At 50.7% G+C, this 18,910-nt stretch carries 13 protein-coding genes and 1 rRNA gene; 2 read left to right on the plus strand and 12 right to left on the minus strand.

Annotated elements, in window-relative coordinates; genetic code table 11:
• Positions 1-87, minus strand: a 16S ribosomal RNA gene (locus AC0YN0_RS18215); the annotation flags it as partial.
• Between the two features lie 431 nt (positions 88-518).
• Between AC0YN0_RS18215 and AC0YN0_RS18220 the strand changes: the two genes are divergently transcribed.
• A complete protein-coding gene (locus tag AC0YN0_RS18220) occupies positions 519-2,612 on the plus strand; it encodes a sensor domain-containing protein (RefSeq protein WP_475822534.1) in 2,094 nt (697 codons plus the stop codon).
• An 87-nt stretch (positions 2,613-2,699) separates the two neighbouring features.
• Here the strand turns inward: AC0YN0_RS18220 and ligA are convergent, their stop codons facing one another.
• The 9 genes from ligA to AC0YN0_RS18265 all read right to left on the minus strand — a co-directional run bounded on the left by ligA (position 2,700) and on the right by AC0YN0_RS18265 (position 16,587).
• Positions 2,700-4,715: an NAD-dependent DNA ligase LigA gene (ligA, locus tag AC0YN0_RS18225; RefSeq protein WP_475822535.1), complete on the minus strand. Its 2,016-nt coding sequence runs from the start codon at positions 4,713-4,715 to the stop codon at positions 2,700-2,702.
• A 51-nt stretch (positions 4,716-4,766) separates the two neighbouring features.
• The gene (pcrA, locus tag AC0YN0_RS18230; protein ID WP_475822536.1) at positions 4,767-7,106 is read right to left on the minus strand and encodes a DNA helicase PcrA; all 2,340 of its coding nucleotides are present in this window, start codon (positions 7,104-7,106) and stop codon (positions 4,767-4,769) included.
• Between the two features lie 179 nt (positions 7,107-7,285).
• Positions 7,286-8,005, minus strand: coding sequence for a heptaprenylglyceryl phosphate synthase (pcrB, locus tag AC0YN0_RS18235; RefSeq protein ID WP_475822537.1), 720 nt, complete (start codon positions 8,003-8,005; stop codon positions 7,286-7,288).
• A gap of 116 nt (positions 8,006-8,121) precedes the next feature.
• On the minus strand, positions 8,122-9,600 hold the full coding sequence (locus AC0YN0_RS18240; RefSeq protein ID WP_475822538.1) for a hypothetical protein: 1,479 nt from the start codon (positions 9,598-9,600) through the stop codon (positions 8,122-8,124).
• On the minus strand, positions 9,597-9,941 hold the full coding sequence (locus AC0YN0_RS18245; RefSeq protein ID WP_475823045.1) for a hypothetical protein: 345 nt from the start codon (positions 9,939-9,941) through the stop codon (positions 9,597-9,599). Before AC0YN0_RS18245 ends, AC0YN0_RS18240 begins: the two co-directional genes overlap by 4 nt.
• Complete coding sequence (locus AC0YN0_RS18250) at positions 9,889-10,524, minus strand: RNA polymerase sigma factor (RefSeq protein ID WP_475822539.1); 636 nt, start codon at positions 10,522-10,524, stop codon at positions 9,889-9,891. Before AC0YN0_RS18250 ends, AC0YN0_RS18245 begins: the two co-directional genes overlap by 53 nt.
• Before the next feature lie 116 nt (positions 10,525-10,640).
• Positions 10,641-13,163 carry a U32 family peptidase gene (locus tag AC0YN0_RS18255; RefSeq protein ID WP_475822540.1) on the minus strand — a complete coding sequence of 841 codons (2,523 nt, stop codon included), beginning with the start codon at positions 13,161-13,163 and terminating at the stop codon, positions 10,641-10,643.
• Between the two features lie 326 nt (positions 13,164-13,489).
• The gene (locus tag AC0YN0_RS18260) at positions 13,490-15,406 is read right to left on the minus strand and encodes a stalk domain-containing protein (protein ID WP_475822541.1); all 1,917 of its coding nucleotides are present in this window, start codon (positions 15,404-15,406) and stop codon (positions 13,490-13,492) included.
• Between the two features lie 62 nt (positions 15,407-15,468).
• A complete protein-coding gene (locus AC0YN0_RS18265) occupies positions 15,469-16,587 on the minus strand; it encodes a S1C family serine protease (RefSeq protein WP_475822542.1) in 1,119 nt (372 codons plus the stop codon).
• Between the two features lie 284 nt (positions 16,588-16,871).
• On the opposite strand from AC0YN0_RS18265, the gene AC0YN0_RS18270 reads away from it, so the two are divergent.
• On the plus strand, positions 16,872-17,840 hold the full coding sequence (locus tag AC0YN0_RS18270; RefSeq protein ID WP_475822543.1) for a sugar phosphate isomerase/epimerase family protein: 969 nt from the start codon (positions 16,872-16,874) through the stop codon (positions 17,838-17,840).
• Between the two features lie 152 nt (positions 17,841-17,992).
• Here the strand turns inward: AC0YN0_RS18270 and AC0YN0_RS18275 are convergent, their stop codons facing one another.
• Together AC0YN0_RS18275 and AC0YN0_RS18280 are read right to left on the minus strand one after the other, a co-directional pair.
• Entirely contained in the window at positions 17,993-18,214 is a 222-nt protein-coding gene (locus AC0YN0_RS18275; RefSeq protein ID WP_337103999.1) for a hypothetical protein, read from the minus strand.
• A gap of 312 nt (positions 18,215-18,526) precedes the next feature.
• Positions 18,527-18,907, minus strand: a complete 381-nt coding sequence (locus AC0YN0_RS18280; protein ID WP_475822544.1) for a VOC family protein — start codon at positions 18,905-18,907, stop codon at positions 18,527-18,529.
• Positions 18,908-18,910 lie beyond the last annotated feature (3 nt).

An 18,910-nucleotide genomic window follows, 5' to 3' on the forward strand; every position in this document is an offset into this window, starting at 1 on the left:
ATCCCCGAAGGAATAACTCCGCTCGACTTGCATGTATTAGGCACGCCGCCAGCGTTCGTCCTGAGCCAGGATCAAACTCTCCATAAAGGTAGTTCGACTTGCTCATTACTTAACTAGCTAGAAGTTTTCTTTTGGCCGAAGCCAAGAAGAAAATCTTCAAATTTTTGTTTGGATTTTGACGTGATCCATTTGTTCAGTTTTCAAAGAACTTGCTGTCACATTTTGTCGTGACAAGAATTCATGATATCAGCTTTCGTCCATCGTGTCAACAGCTTGTTTTACTTTTTCAAAAAGTGTTTCAATCCGTTTTCCGCAATGCCTCCGAAGCGACAAGAAATAATTTAACACATCCACAAACGAATTACAACTTGTATTTTTTGACAATCGTTTCTATTCGATATGGTATGTATCCTTCATGATCCACAACCACTAATTGACAATGATTCTCATTACACATATCATGATGGATAATGCTTGCATCATCTATGATTAGCTTGTCAGTTGGGGAGTGTCCTTCATTGCATAACCTTATTATCAATCCTGTTTCTCAGCTTGTATTTAACCATATAAATGAAGGGGTCGTAATCTACGATCCGTCTGCCCAGCTCATTCTTTGTAATATAGCAGCAGCAAAGTACGGATTCGCCGCGACAACGGATAATGCCGACCAGCGTAATCCGCTATTTTTCGAAGTAAACGGTGTAACGCCATTATCAAAGAAGGACCTTCCTCTCCCATGCCTTATGCACGAGCAACGAGAAACGAGTCAGGAAATGTGGCTCGTCCCTGAAGAAGGGAAAGCCGGCAGCATCGTTCGTATCATCGGCAAACCTCTGCTTTCAGAGAGCGGAAGCACTTACGGATATATGCTTGTCATTCATGATATTACGATTAGTAAATGGGCCGAGAAACGGCTTGAAGTAAGCGAACAACGCTTCAAATCACTATACGACCATAATCCCGATATCGTATTTTGGTTCGATCTGCATGGACGGTTGCTCAGTGCCAATCCAGCCGCGCAACGGATAACCGATTTCTCTCAGCAGGATTTGCAAGGCAAAACGATAGGGCAACTACTCGGGGCTATAGGCAGTCAACATATAAGCAACATCTACGCAAAGGTTCGAGAGGGCAACCCTCTGCACGAGGAGACAACGGTTACCCATTCGAACGGAAGCACTCTTTATCTCCAATCAACGTTCATTCCCATTATGGTGGACGGACAGCTTGTTGGAATCTATGTCATCTCGCAAGATATTACATCCCAGAAGCAAGCGCTGGAAACGATACGTCGGATCGCCTATTTCGATTCTTTGACCGGATTGCCGAACCGCCATCATTTTTTCGAGCTTCTCACGGATACGATCGTCAAAAGCAATTCCCCTTCCATTCGCGAGGTTCAGCCTTTCGCCTTGTTATTCGTCGACTTGGACCGTTTCAAATGGATCAATGACACGCTTGGCCATCTAGCCGGAGATGTGCTGCTTGAGCAGACCGCCGCTAGAATGAAGCAATGCATCGGTAATCGCGGCGTCATTGCGAGGCTGAGCGGAGACGAGTTCATCGTACTGTTATACGACGCCTTGGGCGAAGAAGCGCAGCATAGCGCACAGCAATTAATTGAAGCCGTCGCGCCGCCGGTATTCTATGAGAACAATCACATCCATACGACGATCAGCATCGGAATAAGCCTGTATCCCGAGCACGGCTCATCTGCCGAGGAGCTTATTCAATTTGCCGATATAGCGATGTATCGCGTGAAGGAGAGAGGGAAAAACGGATTCCAGTTGTTCGATTGCGAGATGAATGCCGCCATGGTTCGCAGAGCTTTTCTAGAAAATGAAATGAGAAAAGCCATTCACGATCAACAGTTCACGCTGCATTACCAACCGCAGACGGATGCGCGAAACGGTAAAATCAGCGGCCTCGAGGCGCTCGTAAGATGGCAGCACCCTGAGCGCGGTCTCGTATCCCCGCTCGAATTCATTCCGCTCGCCGAAGAAACGGGACTTATTACGGCTCTTGGTGAATGGGTGCTTCGACAAGCCTGCGCCCAATTGAAACGATGGATCAAGGAAGGTCTTGAGTCCGTTACAATGGCGGTTAATATATCGATGAAACAGTTCCAGGACGATCATTTATTTACGATGATCGAAACGATATTGAAGGAAACAGAACTCGATCCCGCTTTGCTAGAGCTGGAGATCACCGAGAGCATCGGCCTGCAAGGAGCAGACCAAGTGATCAATAAGCTGTTTCAACTAAAATCGCTTGGCATTCGTATCGCGATCGACGACTTCGGTACCGGATATAGCTCGCTGCACTATTTGCGCAAGCTGCCGCTGGATACGCTCAAGATCGACAAGTCTTTCATTCGCGATATGATGTCCGAAACTAAAGGCAGCTCGATCGTTCATTCTATTATTGAATTGGCGCATAGTCTGCAGCTCGATGTTCTCGCAGAAGGTGTCGAGAAAACCGAGCAGCTAGAGAAGCTCGTTTCCTTCGGCTGCGATCGGATGCAAGGTTATCTATTCTCGCCTCCCATCCCGCCCGAGCAAGCTCACAAGCTGCTCTTCCCCCCTCAAACAGACGAACATTCTTCATTCTAAAAACAAAAAGGGTGCAAGGCCTAGAAGCCGCAGGACCGGTTCACTACCAGTCTCTGCTAACGCTTCATAGCCATGCACCCTTCTTGCTTACTCTTCTCCCAACAATCGAAGAAGCTCCGCTTCATCGTCAATAACAGTAATACCTAGCTCGCGCGCTTTAGTCAGCTTGCTGCCGGCGCTGTCGCCCGCTACGACAAAATCGGTTTTTTTCGATACGCTTCCTGAAATCTTAGCGCCGCAGGCTTCAAGCAACTTAGCCGCTTCGTCTCTCGACATCGTCGGCAGCGTTCCCGTCAGTACTACGGTCTTGCCGCTAAAGATACTGTCCTCGCGGACGATAACTGCCTGCTCGGCTTCCGCCTTCACGCCTAGCTCGCGCATGCGCGCAATGCTCGCTGCGATGATCGGATCCGCGAAGAAGCCGACAATGCTCTCCGCCACGATCCCTCCGATGTCCGGGAGGGTAACAAGCTCCTCCGCGGTAGCCGCCATAATCGCATCGAGGCTGCCGTAGTGATCGGCGAGCATCTTCGTCGTTGCTTTGCCCGTATTCGGAATGCCTAGCGCGAATAAGAACGATGCCAGCTCCCGGGACTTCGACTTCTCGAACGCATCCAGCAGCTTGCGGGCTTTCTTCTCGCCGAAGCGGTCGAGCTTGATGAGATCGTCATATTGCAATGCATACAAGTCCGCAGGATCGCGAACTTCGCAATCGGTGTAGAGTTGATCAGCCGTCATCACGCTGAACGTCTCGATGTCCATCGCGTCGCGCGAAGCAAAATGCGTAATACGTCCGATAATCTGCGGCTGGCAGCCCAGCTTATTGTTGCAGAACAGATGCGCCCCGCGCTGCTCGAGCTCCGTACCGCAGGATGGGCAAACCGTCGGGAAGACGATCTCCGAGCCCGGTTCGTCGTCGGCTTTGCCTAGTATTTCCGGAATGACATCATTGGAGCGTCGAATGATAACCTGTGCGCCCAGCGCATGCTTCAAGTTCTTGCGTTCAATGTCGCCAATATTGTTAAGCGTACAGTTCTGAACCGTCACACCTGCCAGCTCAACCGCTTCTACGCGTGCTACCGGTGTTATTTTACCCGTGCGGCCTACCTCCCAGGAGACAGACTCCAGCACGGTCGTTGTTTCTTCCGCCTCGAACTTGAAGGCAACTGCCCAGCGCGGGAACTTGTCTGTGTAGCCAAGCGCCTCTCTTGTGCGCATGTCAACAAGCTTAACGACCGCCCCGTCGATCAGGAAGTCCAGCTTGTCACGCTGCTCCGTAATGCGGCCAAGCTCCTCCTGCACCTCTTCAATGGTTCCCATATAAGTCACATAAGGGTTCACTTTGAATTTGTTATCACGCAGAAACTGCTGCATCTCTCGATGATTCTCGAATGACACGCCGTCCGTGTAGCCCACATTATAGAAGAAGGCGTTAAGCTTTCTCTCCGCCGTCACCTTTGGATTCAAATTGCGAAGGGCTCCTGCTGCCGCATTTCGGGCATTCTTAAGCGGTTCAACTGCCGTTTCGTTGTACTTAGCGAGTACGGACAGCTGCATAATGCCTTCACCCTGAACCTCAACGATGCCGTTCGTGAAAGGAATCGTCAGCGGAACAGAACGAATCGTTCGCACCTGCGCCAGAATACCTTCGCCGACTGTTCCGTTGCCGCGCGTCGACGCCTGCGTAAGCTGTCCGTCCTCATAAGTCAAATTAAGCGTTAAGCCGTCGAACTTCAACTCGACAACATAGCTTGGATCGGGGAGAGGCTCCGATTCTGGATTTTTGGCATTATAATCGGCAATAGCCTTCACGACACGGGCATTCCATGCGAGCAAGTCCTCTACATTTTGCGCCTTGTCCAGACTCCACAATCTTGCGCGGTGACGATACGGCTCGAAGCCGGTGAGCAATTCACCGCCAACGCGCTGCGTCGGCGATTCCGGCTGTACAACACCCGTCGATGCTTCCAGCGCAACGAGCTCATCATACAATTTGTCGTAATCCGCATCGGCAATCGACGGTTCATCCAAGGTGTAATACTTGTAGTTGTGCTCCGTAATGATCGCGATGAGCTCCTGCATTCTTTCTAATTGAGCGCTCATACAGGCGGTCTCCTCTCCTAATAGGCAACTTTCGAATCTATAAACTTTAGTCTACACCTTTGTTATCGGCGCGAAACCTGCCAGAAGCCGTTTAATTCCGGTCGGCGCCGGGAAAGCGATCTGCAGCTCCATGTCATTGCCCGTACCCTTCACGGACACAATAACGCCTTCGCCCCATTTGCCGTGCGCGACGCGGTCGCCAGCGGCAAAGCTGCCTGAGGCGGCTGGGCTTCCGCCAGCCGCCGCTCCGCCTTTGGCCACCTTGGCGGCATCGAGCGGCGTGCTTACGCGCACGCCGCCAGCTCTGCCGCCTGCTGCGGCCGGCCCGCTCCCCGCCATGCCGGGGGAGCGGCCTCCTGCGCCGGGCGCGCCATAGGCTGGCGCGCGCCCTGGGGCAGTGCGGATCGCCGCGCGGGCGAAGCTGCCCGCGGCGGACGCGCTTTCCCTCACGGTGTCCGGGATTTCCTGCAGGAAACGTGAGGGCATGTTCGAAGCTGTGCGCCCGAACAACGTGCGCATACGAGCACAGGTCAAGTATAGCCGCTCCTCTGCGCGCGTTATGCCGACATAAGCAAGGCGGCGTTCCTCTTCCAGCTCCTCATTGTCGGCAAGCGCTCGGCTATGCGGGAAGACCGATTCCTCCATGCCGATAATGAAGACGATCGGGAACTCCAGCCCTTTGGCGCTATGCATCGTCATCAGCGTAACGACATCGGTCGCCTTCTCCGCTTCTTCCTCATCCTTGCCCATCGAATCGATATCGGCAATGAGCGCAAGATCCGTCAAGAATGCGATAAGCGTGCGATCCTCGTTGCGCTTCTCGAAATCCATCGTCACCGAGAGAAACTCGTCGATATTCTCGAGGCGGGCTTTCGACTCCAGCGTATTCTCGCGCTGCAGCTCCATCCGGTATTGCGATAGCTCCAATATTTTCTCCGTGAGCTCAGTCACAGATAAATACTCAACCATACGCGTTAAGTTATCAATAATGCCATAAAATTCGTTCAGCAGCGTGCGAGTACGTCCGTTCACTTCGACATCGCCGAGATCGGCAAGCACTCGGAATACGGAAGTTCCGCGCCGCGCCGCTTCCTCTTCCAGCTTCGATACCGTCGTATCGCCAATGCCCCGCTTCGGCACATTAATAATGCGCACCAAGCTAATATCGTCGTCCGGGTTCGAAATCAACCGCAAATACGCGAGTATATCCTTAATTTCTTTGCGATCGTAGAACTTCACTCCACCGACGATCTGATACGGGATATCCGACTTGATCAAAATTTCCTCGATGACCCGGGACTGGGCATTCGTACGATACAATATCGCATGATGAGAAAACTTCCGCCCTTTGTTCACGTTTTTGCGAATTTCGCCCGTAACGTAATAACCCTCTTCATGCTCGGAGTCGGCCTGGTACAGCGAAATAAGATCCCCTGCCCCTTGATCCGTCCATAGCTTCTTCGGCTTGCGGCCCGTATTCAGCTTAATGACCGCATTGGCCGCATCAAGAATGTTCGCTGTCGAGCGATAGTTCTGCTCCAGCATGATCGTGCGCGCTTCGGGATAATCGCCCTCGAAGTTCAAAATATTCGTTATGTCCGCGCCCCTCCAGCGATAGATCGACTGGTCGCTGTCGCCGACGACGCAAATATTATGATGCTTATCGGCCAGCATGCGGCACAGCATGTACTGGGCTCTGTTCGTATCCTGATATTCGTCGACATGAATGTAGCGGAACTTGTTCTGATAGAAATCAAGCACCTCTGGCTCATCCTTGAACAGCTGGATCGTCATCATAATGAGATCGTCAAAGTCGAGCGAGTTGTTGTTTCTAAGCCGCTTCTGGTATTTATCGAACACTTTGGCTACGATGTCATCGAAGAAATCGCCAACCTTTTCTCCGAAACGTTCCGGTGTAATAAGCTCATTCTTCGCGCCGCTGATCGCCGCTTGAACGGCCTTTGGTTCAAACTTCTTCGTATCTAAATTCATATCCTTCATGCAGCCGCGTATAACGGACAGTTGATCGGAGGAATCCAGGATCGAGAAATTGGTCGTAAAGCCGATTCGATGAATATCTCTGCGCAGTATACGGACACACATGGAGTGGAACGTCGATACCCAAATATCCCGTCCTGTCGGTCCAACGAGCGCGCTCACCCGATCCTGCATTTCGCGCGATGCTTTATTCGTAAACGTAATAGCGAGGATGCTCCACGGAGCTACCCGCTTCTTCTCGATTAAGTATGCTATACGATGCGTGAGGACGCGCGTCTTGCCGCTTCCCGCGCCGGCCATAATCAGCAGCGGTCCATCCGTCGCTTGAACGGCTTCCCGTTGCGGCGGATTAAGCTTCTGCACCGCTTGCTCAATGCCGATATGATTCAACATGCTTTTGCTCCTTTGTTCGCATTTGTTCGCCTATTCTCAGTGTAGACAACGACCTGCCGCGTGTCAATTTGAACCCTCAACTATTTTAGCAAAATAGTTCCATCGGTTGTACCCGCAAAAAAAGGCTGCTCCAGTGTCGTAATCGACAAGCAAGCAACCTCATCTGTTAGCTGTTCTATTTACCTTTCAACATTCGTTGCCAGATCGACTTCCCGGACAGCTTCGACCGTAGACAAGGCCGCTGCCAAATCGCTGTACACGATATTTCCGACGACTACCGTATGAGCGGCAAGCGCCGCCTCGCGGGCTTTGTCCTCATTGTCGATGCCGCCTCCGTAGAACAATTGAGCGCCTTCGATAACCGATTTCGCCCTTTTCACTAGCCGCATATCGCCATACGTGCCGCTATACTCGAGATAGACGACCGGCAGGCGCATAAGTCGATCTGCCATCCTTACATGAGCAATGAGTCCATCCTCATCAAGCTCGGCATCCGCTCCGGTCAGCTTCGCCGCCGTTGCTTCCGCGTTCAATATAATATAGCCTTGAGCCGCCGTAGACTCCCAAGGCACGAAAGTGCCATACTCCTTCAATCCCTCGGTCTGCCGGCCATTAATCCATTCCGCCCGATCCGTGTTTAATACGATAGGCACGAAGTAACCGTCAAAGCCGGGAACGGCGCCTTCCATCGTCGATACTTCAAGCGCGCAATCGACTTCAAAGCGGCGAATGCGCGACATGAGGTCCACCGTATTTTCGAATGTTACACCGCTCGATCCGCCAACAATAATCGCATCCGTTCCGGACATACAGATCGCTTCAAGCGCCTCGTCCGACAGCTCGCGTTCTGGATCAAGCTTAAATACATGCCTCCAACCGGAATACCAAGCACCGTTCATCAATAATTACGCCTCGCTTTATTGTAAAATCGCCCTGTTCCTTAAACCTGTATGCTTCTATGCTAAGTCAGGGCGATTAACGTGTCAAACATTACTCTCGGCAAAGCGGCGCCTGCCTATTCCTGCTGCAGCCTTTCGCGAAAATCTGCCTGCAGCTGGCGATCGCTATCGCTCGGGTCGACGATTTTGTCCACATATCGGAGCGCTTCGTCCAAATCTCCTTCTTTATCATCAAAGCCGTAACCAATTAGCCGCGCGAGCGCGCGTAGAGCCGCATCTTTGTCCTCGTCTTGCTTATAGGCTTCGATCGCTTCCTCATATCGGTCCTCCATGACAAGCTTATCGCCCTCCAGCATTCCTTCCTCCGATACGGTGAAAAAAGGTGCGGCATAGGTAAGCATCGTGTAATAGCCGCTGGAGCTGGACAGCTTTCGGCCGTCAGCCTTATAAGCATCGACCGACCAAATAAAGTCGCCCCCAGGGTAAACGACGCCTAATATACTTGAATGCCATAGCCGGACAAACCCATTCGCATCGATCGATTTGCCATAGCTGTTAATACTGCCTCGCAGCTCTTCCATCCTATACTCGGCGAACGTTGTCCGGTGGCGATCATCGAGCAGCGGAGATGAGGTCGAGCCCGTGGCGTTGCCTTGTTTATCCCGTGCTATTGTTGTTATCGAAATCTGATAATAATCAGCGCCAGGATAAGCCTCCCATTCAAACCTTAATCTATCCCCGTCAATACGTTCTTTATTAACAGGCGAGACAACCTTAAGTTGCGGAACAAATGCGATATCGTACCGTGGCGCAGCTTGTGCGTCGTCCGCAATCGTTGCATAACTTTGCTCAGACTGAGTCAAATAATAGCCATCCACCTGCTCGGGTGTCATGCCAACGCCCAACTCATAGTCGTCAGGCGCTATATCGTAAAAGCGATATTGCCCCCGTTCATCTGTAATAGCGGCCGGGTATTGGCCGTTCACCGACGAACTCCAACCGTTATCGCTTTTCCTATGCAAAATGACGTACACGTCGGGTGCCGGCTCGTCACCAAGCGTTACGGTCCCGCTAATAGACAGCTTCTGATGGTTGTCAGGATCCGAATGGCGCGATTCAAGCGTCTTTAAAAACGATTGCAGCTCGTTTACGTCATAAAAAGCATTTGGCCCTTGCGATAGTTGCCGGAATAACGTTTCAGCCTTATCCCATTGGCCGTCCCACATATAGAGCCTGGCCAAATTGAATTTAACGCCGTTTATATATTTCGAGGTTGAATATTTATGCAGCAATTGCTCTAAACGAGCGGCGGCATCCGCTCTCGCTTCCTTCATCGTTCCGCGGCCGCTTGATGATGTGAAGGAAGGAAAAATATAAAGTCGTTCGTCTTCTCCAAAGTCATTCATTTGCAGTGCTTCGCCGGAAGCGTAATATAGCGCCATACCCGCTTTGTCATCATTAGGAAACAGTTTTAAAACTGCTTCGTATTTGCCGGCATTAAACAACAAGGACGGAAGCCCGTTATAAGCGATAACCAGCGCAAGTATCATAGAAGCAAGTATCAGCATAAGCGTTTTTATTTTGATGCGAATCATTGCGCTCCTCCCCAGCCCTCACGCAGCTCCGATTCATAATACGCGCCGCCAGACATGACGATCAGCCGATCTTCGCGATCTTGACCGATTTGTTCCTCTGCCGCTTTGTGCATTTCCGGTTCTGCCGTCAGCTTCATCCAGCCAAAGATCGGCAATCCGACTAACAGGAGCACAACAAGCGCTGCCGCTTGCCAAGGAATACGCAGCTCGCGGTTCCAAAATGAAATCGGCTCTTTCTTTTCCATAACGGCTTGCATCATGTTTTCATTAAACTGAAAATCCTTTAGTTCACTTTCCAGTTTGTCTCGCCATAACCTCGATTGTTCCCGCTTCCCGTTCATCGGACCAGCCTCCCTCCTCCAGTTTCATCCTTAACAGCCTGCGGCCTCGAAGCAGTTTGCTTTTCACTGTTCCCTCCGGCTCATTCAGCACTTCCGACAGCTGCTTAATGGATAATTCCTGATAATAGTACAAAACGATGGCTTCGCGGTAATGCAGCGGCAAGCTGGCAATCGCAGCTCGCAGCGACAGCTTCTCTGCCCATTTTTCCGAACCGGGCACGGTATCCATCATCATGCCTGTGCTTGAGGCCGGCCACTCAGGCACATCCTCGATCTCCGAATCGCTGCCGCCCCATGACCGCACGAAAAGTCTGCTCCATGATGCAAGGCGCATTTTGCCGCGGCAACGATTTATTGTAATTTGCAGCAGCCAGCCGCGAAGGCTTCCTTCGCCGCGAAACTGACCGATTTTCTGAAAGGCGGCCAAAAAAACGTCCTGGCTGACATCCTCAGCCAAATGCCGATCCTTAAGCAGCAACGCGGCAGTCCGCAAGATGTCGTTGCCGTATTGCTCCATCAGCCACCGCAGCGCAGTTTCATCTCCGCCTCGGAGCCGCTCGATCGCCTGTCGCTCCGCGCTCATCTCTTCACCTGCCCTCTTACCTATAAAGATGCATGAAGTCCATCAATCGGTTGCATCATAGACCATAAAAAAAAACACCGTCTTCCCTTTGCGGAGAAGACGGTAAGCTTATGCCTTTATTTATTGACCAGTTGGCCGCGCGTGACGCCGAGCTGATTCGTTGCCTTCAAGCTGCGCCATACTTGCGTGCCGCTAATCTTGCCATCCAGCGCGTCGCGGTACAGCGACAGCACTTCCAACACCTTATCCGGCGTCTCTTCTAGAAACTCGACGCGGAAGTTCGATACGCCAAGTCCTACGAAGTTGCGGATATACTCCGCTCCCGACTGCTCGACGGCGTTGTAAACCGTATTGCGGCAGCCCTCATCGACGCGGACGGGATGCGACATGCCGATCCGATCCTGCAGCGACGCGCGCTGTTCCTCGCATGGACGTCCGCAGTTCGTAAAGTTCGTTCCTTCGCTCATGAAGGTGCAATAAACGCAATGCTCCGTATGGAACATCGGCAAATGCTGGTGAATAACGACTTCCAGCAGCGACGTATCCGAATGATCCAGCAAATCAACCATCTGTTGGATATTGAGATCATACGAAGGCGTAATGAGATCAAGCCCCGCTTCCGCAAACAGGTTCACTGCTTTGTGATTCGCCACGTTAAGCGAGAAGTCGCCGATGAGCTTCGGAAACGGCTTGTCTGGATTAGCCGCGCGAGCGCGCAAATAATAATAAAGCGCACCTGTGTTGCGGACGAGTACAGCATCAGGCTGCAATCGCAGGATGTTCGCGTGGTAGCCGTTCTCGCCTGGCATATGAATGCGCGGCGTAGCAAGCGCAATCGGCTTGCCTGCGGCACGGGCCGCGGCAACGGCTGCCGGGAATTGCTTAATAAATTCGAAGTCGGCGTAGATGTAGGACACATCCGTCTTAACCGCCGCTTCAACCTGCTCGAGGCTGCGGCATAATGCAGTCAACTGAGCTTCCTTGCCGCTGCGCGGAGCAAGCGCATCCTTGCCGTTAAAGGCATCGTCGTTCACTTTCACTTCGCGCTTCACATATACAGGCGGCTTCGGACGCTCACCTGCAAGCTGATCGACCGCTTCGCGGCGCATCCGGTTCAGTTCGCGAACGGGAACGATCAAATCGCCGTTAAGCGCAACTTCAAGCATATCGAGCTGATATACCGTTCCGCCGAGTCGACCTAGTTGGTCTTCCAGCAGCGCGGCGTCCATCGGACGCTTCATTGCTTGTTCAAGCATAAGCTCGGAAACAACCTCCACGGTCGTTCCTTTCTGAACATCGGTCCACCATGTACGAAGCGGCTCGCCCGCTGTTCCCGTTACTCTTACATGCAGCGGAAATACACGATACGGCTTATCCGTCTCGAACGTTGCGCGAAGACGCTTGTCGAGCGCAGGATCGCTCGTCTTCCATACGCGGTCGCCAACATGCACCTTGCGCAGGTCTACGTCGTTGCGTCCGGAAACAAGCTCGATCAGCGTGCCTTCCTGCGCTTCGCCCTCAATCTTGACGCCTTGACGGCGAATATCGTAGACGCGGCCGCCCTCTTCCTTCTTCGTCGGATCGCCTGCATCGAACACGATGCCATCGCCGCGCTTCACCGGCGCGTCGAGGCGAAGCGTTACGGCATCGCGCATGATGCGCTCCACCCGGCCGAGGTAGACTCCGCGGCTCTTAGGGAACGTGCCTTCAACCAGCTGCTTGTTGTTCGTTCCATCAAGGAAACCATGCGTGAATCCGCGCGAGAAGCTTTGCTGCAGCTCACGCACTTCTTCCTTCGACGGCTTCGATAGATCGCCGTCGAAATATTTGTCGATCGCCTTCCGATACTTGCTCACGACATTGGCGACATATTCCGGACTCTTCAATCGTCCTTCAATCTTAAACGACGTGACGCCGGCTTGAATCAGCTCCGGAATAATATCGATCGCCGCCAAATCCTTCGGCGACAACAAATACGCGATATCGCCCATCGGCTGAATCTCGCCGTCGACCATCAGATCATAAGGAAGTCTGCAAGCTTGCGCGCATTCGCCGCGATTGGCGGATCGTCCGCCCCACATTTCGGAGGTCAGACATTGTCCAGAGTAAGACACACATAAAGCGCCGTGTACGAACACTTCCATCGGAAGCTTCGCCTGATCGCCAATCGTCTGAATTTGCTTCAAGTTGTTCTCGCGGCCAAGCACGACTCGTTCAATGTTGAACGGTTTCGTGAACTCCACCGCTTCCGGCGACGTAATCGTCATTTGCGTAGATCCGTGAATCGGGAAATCCGGAGACAGCTCTCGAATAAGCTTAACGAGTCCAAGATCTTGCACGATCACGGCATCAACGCCAGCATCCATACACATCTCAATCAGCTTCTGAGCATCCCGCAGCTCGTCCTCGAAGACGAGAATGTTGAACGTCAAAAAGCCTTTCACGCCGTACGTATGCAGGAAAGCCATAATTTCCGGAAGCTCTTCGCTGCGGAAATTGTTCGCTCTTGCACGCGCATTAAACTTCTCTACGCCAAAAAATATAGCATCCGCGCCGTTCGCTACAGCTGCGCGCATACATTCCCAATCGCCGGCCGGGGCCAGCAGCTCTATATCCGATCGTACTATTGTATCTATCATATTAACGTTCAATCCCTCGCATTCTTTGAAACTGCTGCTATTATCTTATCAAACCGACCGCAAGTAATCCACCGTACATATATGGCATTGCCAAGATCGGCCGCATATAAGAAAAAGTTCACGAATGAATTCGTGAACTTCGGTTAACAGATCCAACTGCTTCGATACCGCCACCGGATCGCTCCGCAAGAATAAAATTATAATCAAGCATCAATACCTTGTCGTTTTTCACAGCTTCAAGCTTCGACCAAATTCACCTAATTCGCAGATGATAAAAAATAGACCGGTTTCCGTTTCCGGGAACCGATCTTTTCGATGCCGCTAATTTAGTTGAAACGAATCGACTGCACCGTTTCTTCCATCCGCTTCAAATTGGATTCTGTCGCGTTAGCATCGTTAATGGAGAAGACGAATAGTACCACTCCGCCAACTGTATCGAAGACATAGGCATACTCCGTTCTGCCAAGCTCCAAAATGTCTACTTTGGTATGAAGCGCGATCTTATAGGCAGATTTGCCGTTGATCGTTACGTTTGTGCTTTCCAAAACTTTCGCTTCCGCTTTTATTCCGTCTGCGGAATTCGCATACTGCTGAACCGCTTGCGGGTAATCGCTGGCTTGGATATCATCCAGATACAAAATATTCATGAATCCGCCTTGATAGTTGTACATTACTTCTTCAGCGTTGAAATCCTTCGAGTAGCCATACCAGAACGTTGGAAGCTCAATGGAATAGCCATATGCAGAGCTACGTTTGGTTACTCTTCCATCGCGATTATCAGCCGAAGTGGATGTGTCTTGCTTGTAACCGAAATTGTTGTCGATGAACGCCGTATCAATATCGATACTGCCAATGATTTGATTGAACGACAGGGAGCTGCTTAAGGCCGTGCTTGCTTCATAGCCATAAGTGATCACATATTTGTAGCTGCCGGATACGAACATTACTTCTTTATAAGCGTACCAATCCTTTTGGTTAAACGTTAATTCATAGTTAAGCACGATTGCGTTGCCATCTTGAAGCTTGATAGGCGCGGACGACACATTGCGAAGATAGCCGTTCACAAAGTCGGCTTTCAACGTGCTTTCGTTGCGCGCTGCCCATTTCTCAAGCGTGTCTCCCTCTTCCAGAGAAGTGAATGAGAACTCCAGATCGTCGTCCTTGCTGAAGTAGTAAGGCTCATCGCTTTCGTTATCCTTGTACCAGCTTGCAGGCAGTTTAACAGCGAAGCCGTAGTCCTCATCCGCATAGCTAATGAAGCCGTCCTTCACTTTCGTAATGTCCTTTAACGCTTTATCGTTTTTCTCAAATGACGGCTTGAAGCTGTCAAGCAATGCTTGATAACCATTCAGAGCCGATTTGTCCGTTGCTTTCACACCGACGATAATAATATAGAACTTCTCGCCTTGCTGGATGCCGCGATACTCATAGAACATTTTGCTGTCCTTCGTGCGGGCTACGATTTTCTCGAAGCTGTAGTTGCCGACTTTAACGGTTCTTTCGTCCAGCGAGTACTCATCCGTATCGAAATAAAGAAAAAGCTCCTCGCGCTGCTCGCTGGATGACAATTCATTTTCCATAGGTTCTGTCATAATAATAACCTGAGCGTCTTCCTTCGCATCCGCCCATCTAACATAATCTCCGCTGTCACTCTGTTCGACTTGCACGAGCGCTGCCGGATAATTCAACGACCAGCCTTGGTAGCTGTCGCCGACCTTCGTCTTGCCGTAATCGGAATCAATGGTCGTGCTTCCGCCGCCCGTGGATTGTGCGCGTACGCCCTTGATCGTCACTTCGCTCGTCTTCTTGTCGATACTGATCTTCGCGCCAAAAGCTTCGACGATTACGCGAAGCGGCACCATCGTCGAGCCTTTAATAACGACAGGCGCTACGGCGACGGTTTTCGAAACGCCGTTTACCTTCACCGTCTTGCTTCCGAACGTAAGCTCAACCTTGCGATCGTTGTAAGTCAGAGTAATGCCATTGCCGTTCTCCAGCTTAAGCGCTGCGCCAAAGGCGTTTGTAATAATTTTAAGCGGCACCATTGTCGTACCGCTTGCCACATAAGGAGCCTGTACAACGGTTGCTTTACCGTTAATGCTTACGGTTTCTTTGCCCGGCGTCAGCTTTACTTCTACGCTGCTTGCCGTTTCCGCTGCAAAGGCTGCTGCAGGAAGCAGCGCGATTACGAGTAGCACGGCCATAAGCAAGGCGACCATTTTTTTCGTCAAGAGATGATTCATTGTTATTATTGCTCCTTCTAATCGTGAATTTGTACGACGGAAAAAAAAGCAGATGAGGCTGTTTAGCCTTTTACAAGCGTGATCTTCTTCGTCACCAGATCGCCGTCTTCTTGCAGCATGACTTCAACCTGCTGCCCCGGTAAGTACGTCTTCAATAGCTCGTTGATCTCTACAATAGTAGATACTTGCTTGCCTGCTACCTTATAAAGCAATTGACCGCTCTGAATGCCCGCTTTTTTCGCCGATTCCGAATCAACCGTCTTGACTGTAAGCGGATCGGAGCTCGGGATGCCGATAATCGCCGACCAGCTTTCCTCCAGTTGCAGGCCCAGTGAAGCGCGATTGACGTAACCGTATTTGAAGAAATGATTCGTAACATAAGTAACGGTATCCGCAGGAATGGAGAAACCAAGGCTCTCGATACCTAATTCCACAAACTTCAGCGAATTGATGCCGATAATTTCGCCCTTCATGTTAACGAGCGGTCCGCCGCTGTTTCCGGGATTAATCGCTGCGTCCGTCTGCAACAAATTGTACGCCGACGATATGCTCCGATTCATGCCGCTAAGAATGCCGCTTGTCGCTGTGTTGCGCAGGGAGAAATCGACAGGCGTTCCGATCGCAATTACCGGTTCGCCAATTGTTACTTTCAATGGCGAAGGCGCAAGCTTGGCAATCGGAAGCTTCGTTGCTTTGATCTTCACAAGCGCCAGATCGCTTGATTCGTCATAGTGCGTACGCACCGCATCGAATTGCTTTCCGTCTGCCGTTACAACGACGAGATTAGTCATATCGTCCACGACATGCGCGTTCGTTACGATCCAGCCATCGGCACGGATAATGACGCCCGTTCCATGCGCCAACGCATAACGGGGATCCGCGTTTCCAATATCATTCGGTTTGCCGATAATAGCGACAACCGAAGGGGATACTTTCTTAATGACCGATGATACGTCAGCCGCGGGCGTGTAGGAATAAACACCTGTCTTGGCATCGTAATTTCCCGTACCGCCGAGTTGACTCGTCAACGAGCTTGCCTTGACATATATTTCTCCGTTAATCGTTTTGGCGTTCAACGCAATCGACGATGAAGCGCCGTTTCCCGTTGCCCATACTGTTCCTGCTGCGACTAGCGCCCCAAGTACAATCAGGCTGCAAATACGCAGCATTCTGCGATTCATACTTTCACCCCTCTACTTCCTGCATTCAATTTTGAAACTAGCAATCTCTAAATCTATTACCGCTTGGGAAAATAAGTAATCAAATTTAAATGTACCATGTTTACTATAATCTTACAATAAAAAATAAGACTACCGACCTAGTTGCCATAACTCCTCTCCTTTGCTTTGTTATTATGCGATTTTGTCAAAAACGATTGGGCATATGTGTTGTCCGGCTAGAAGTGATATAATGAACGTGACTTAGAATACAATCCATTCGATGGATTCAGGAGGTTATTTTCCAAATGAAATTAGGTGTATTCAGCGTACTGTTTGCACAGAAGTCGTTTGAAGAGGCGCTCGATTATATCGCTTCCAAAGGACTTCAAGCGATCGAAATCGGAACCGGCGGCTACCCAGGCAACGCGCATTGCGATCTTGACGGTCTGCTGGCTGACAGCGGCAAATTGAAAGCGTATAAACAAGCGGTAGAATCGCGCGGACTCATGATCAGCGCACTGAGCTGCCACGCGAATCCGCTTCACCCGCAAAAGGCGATTTCGACTGAGCATGATGAAGTGATCCGCAAAACGATTGAGCTTGCCAACCGTCTTGAAGTATCTGTCGTTAATACGTTCTCCGGCTGCCCTGGCGACCATGAGGATGCTAAATATCCGAACTGGCCGGTAGCTCCTTGGCCGAACGATTATCAAGATATTCTTAAATGGCAATGGGAAGCGAAAGTTATTCCATTTTGGTCGGAGATCGGCAATCTGGCAACAGATGCCGGTATCAAAATCGGTCTTGAGCTGCACGGCGGCTTCTCCGTACATAGCCCGTCCACTCTGCTTCGTCTTCGTGAAGCGGCAGGCAACGCGATTGGAGCTAACCTTGACCCGAGCCACATGTGGTGGCAAGGTATTGATCCGGTTCAAGCCGTTCATATTCTTGGACGCGCAGGCGCCATTCACCACTTCCACGCGAAGGATACGACGATCGATCCGATTAACGTCAATCACCACGGCGTAACGGACATGCAATCTTACTCCCTCATGCTTGATCGCGCATGGCAGTTCCGTACGGTCGGCTTCGGTCATGACCTGAAAACATGGGCTGATATTATTAGCGCCCTCCGCCTTGTTGGCTACGACTATGTCGTAAGCATCGAGCACGAGGACGGTTTGATGTCGGTTGACGAAGGTTTCACGAAAGCTGTCCAAAATCTGCAGCAAGTACTGATCCGCGAGCCGCTTGGCGAGATGTGGTGGGTTTAATCCGTTAGACGCTTTAAAATAGAAGAGGCGCACAGGATCGTATGGTCCTTGTGCGCCTCTTTTTGTTTTTTCTTGCAGATAAAAAAAAGAGGTTGTCCGGTAAGCGTTAACGCTTACCTGGCAACCTCGATCTCACATGTGCTGATGGCCTGTTAGGCGAACCAGACTTTCACAATCATTATGTAGTCGATTACCAGGAATAAGGCAAGCGACACAAAGGTAAAGCCGATTGCAAAATAGTTTTTCTTCGGGCGTGTATTCAGCAAGCGAATAAACCCGATGAGGATAATAACGGTGAATGCAAGCATGAACCAGTCGAACGTATTAATTTTGCTGGCTTCTTTTGCCGCTTCTTCTGCTGCCAAGAAAAACATGAGGGGACCTCCTTTTATTCGCACGTAGCCTAATATTACTCTATGTTAGCTTCAAGTGGCCGTTGATGCAAGCCTGAAACGCGATTCGTAACAAGTTTGTCACGATTTTTCTATGATCTCTGCACCTATAAAGTGTCCATCTCTGCCATTATCTATAACCTGCTGCATACAGAAATTGTGCTCATCCTTAAATAAGAAACAAAACCGCTTCGCCAAAGCGCAAGCTCCGAATCACGAAACGGTTCTGTTTTTGTTTATTTACAACCTGAATGTTTAACAGCATCAGACAATGTAGAACACTCTAACTCACGGCTATTCATTCTGCCATACTATCAAATGGTTTCCGTCAGGATCAAGCAACTTAAAGCTCTTACCGGAACGTCCATGATCAACTATTGCACCGACACGAATACCGCTTTGCTCAAAGTATTCATGAAGTTCTTGCACATCTTCACACAAGAAGTTCATCATCGGAATGACGTTTCCGTCCTGCTTCAGCTGGAAGCACTCATCGACGCCAATAAGGGTAATGTCAGGTCCGCCTGTCAGCTTCAACTGAGCGAGCCCATCCGTGACTATATCGCCATACTCGCAGCCCATGTACTTTACATACCAGCTAGCCGCACGCTTTACATCTTTGACAGGGATGCAGCAATTCACTTCTGGGTTGGCTTTGGAACGTTGCGCACCCATAAA

The sequence above is a fragment of the Paenibacillus sp. J22P218 genome, assembly GCF_056269195.1.

Excerpts from the sequence above, each read along its gene's own strand:
- ligA (WP_475822535.1), bottom strand. The coding sequence starts at position 4,715 with ATGAGCGCTCAATTAGAAAGAATGCAGGAGCTCATCGCGATCATTACG.
- pcrA (WP_475822536.1), bottom strand. The coding sequence starts at position 7,106 with ATGTTGAATCATATCGGCATTGAGCAAGCGGTGCAGAAGCTTAATCCG.
- pcrB (WP_475822537.1), bottom strand. The coding sequence starts at position 8,005 with ATGAACGGTGCTTGGTATTCCGGTTGGAGGCATGTATTTAAGCTTGAT.
- AC0YN0_RS18240 (WP_475822538.1), bottom strand. The coding sequence starts at position 9,600 with ATGATTCGCATCAAAATAAAAACGCTTATGCTGATACTTGCTTCTATG.
- AC0YN0_RS18245 (WP_475823045.1), bottom strand. The coding sequence starts at position 9,941 with ATGAACGGGAAGCGGGAACAATCGAGGTTATGGCGAGACAAACTGGAA.
- AC0YN0_RS18250 (WP_475822539.1), bottom strand. The coding sequence starts at position 10,524 with ATGAGCGCGGAGCGACAGGCGATCGAGCGGCTCCGAGGCGGAGATGAA.
- AC0YN0_RS18255 (WP_475822540.1), bottom strand. The coding sequence starts at position 13,163 with ATGATAGATACAATAGTACGATCGGATATAGAGCTGCTGGCCCCGGCC.
- AC0YN0_RS18260 (WP_475822541.1), bottom strand. The coding sequence starts at position 15,406 with ATGAATCATCTCTTGACGAAAAAAATGGTCGCCTTGCTTATGGCCGTG.
- AC0YN0_RS18265 (WP_475822542.1), bottom strand. The coding sequence starts at position 16,587 with ATGAATCGCAGAATGCTGCGTATTTGCAGCCTGATTGTACTTGGGGCG.
- AC0YN0_RS18270 (WP_475822543.1), top strand. The coding sequence starts at position 16,872 with ATGAAATTAGGTGTATTCAGCGTACTGTTTGCACAGAAGTCGTTTGAA.
- AC0YN0_RS18275 (WP_337103999.1), bottom strand. The coding sequence starts at position 18,214 with ATGTTTTTCTTGGCAGCAGAAGAAGCGGCAAAAGAAGCCAGCAAAATT.
- AC0YN0_RS18280 (WP_475822544.1), bottom strand. The coding sequence starts at position 18,907 with ATGGGTGCGCAACGTTCCAAAGCCAACCCAGAAGTGAATTGCTGCATC.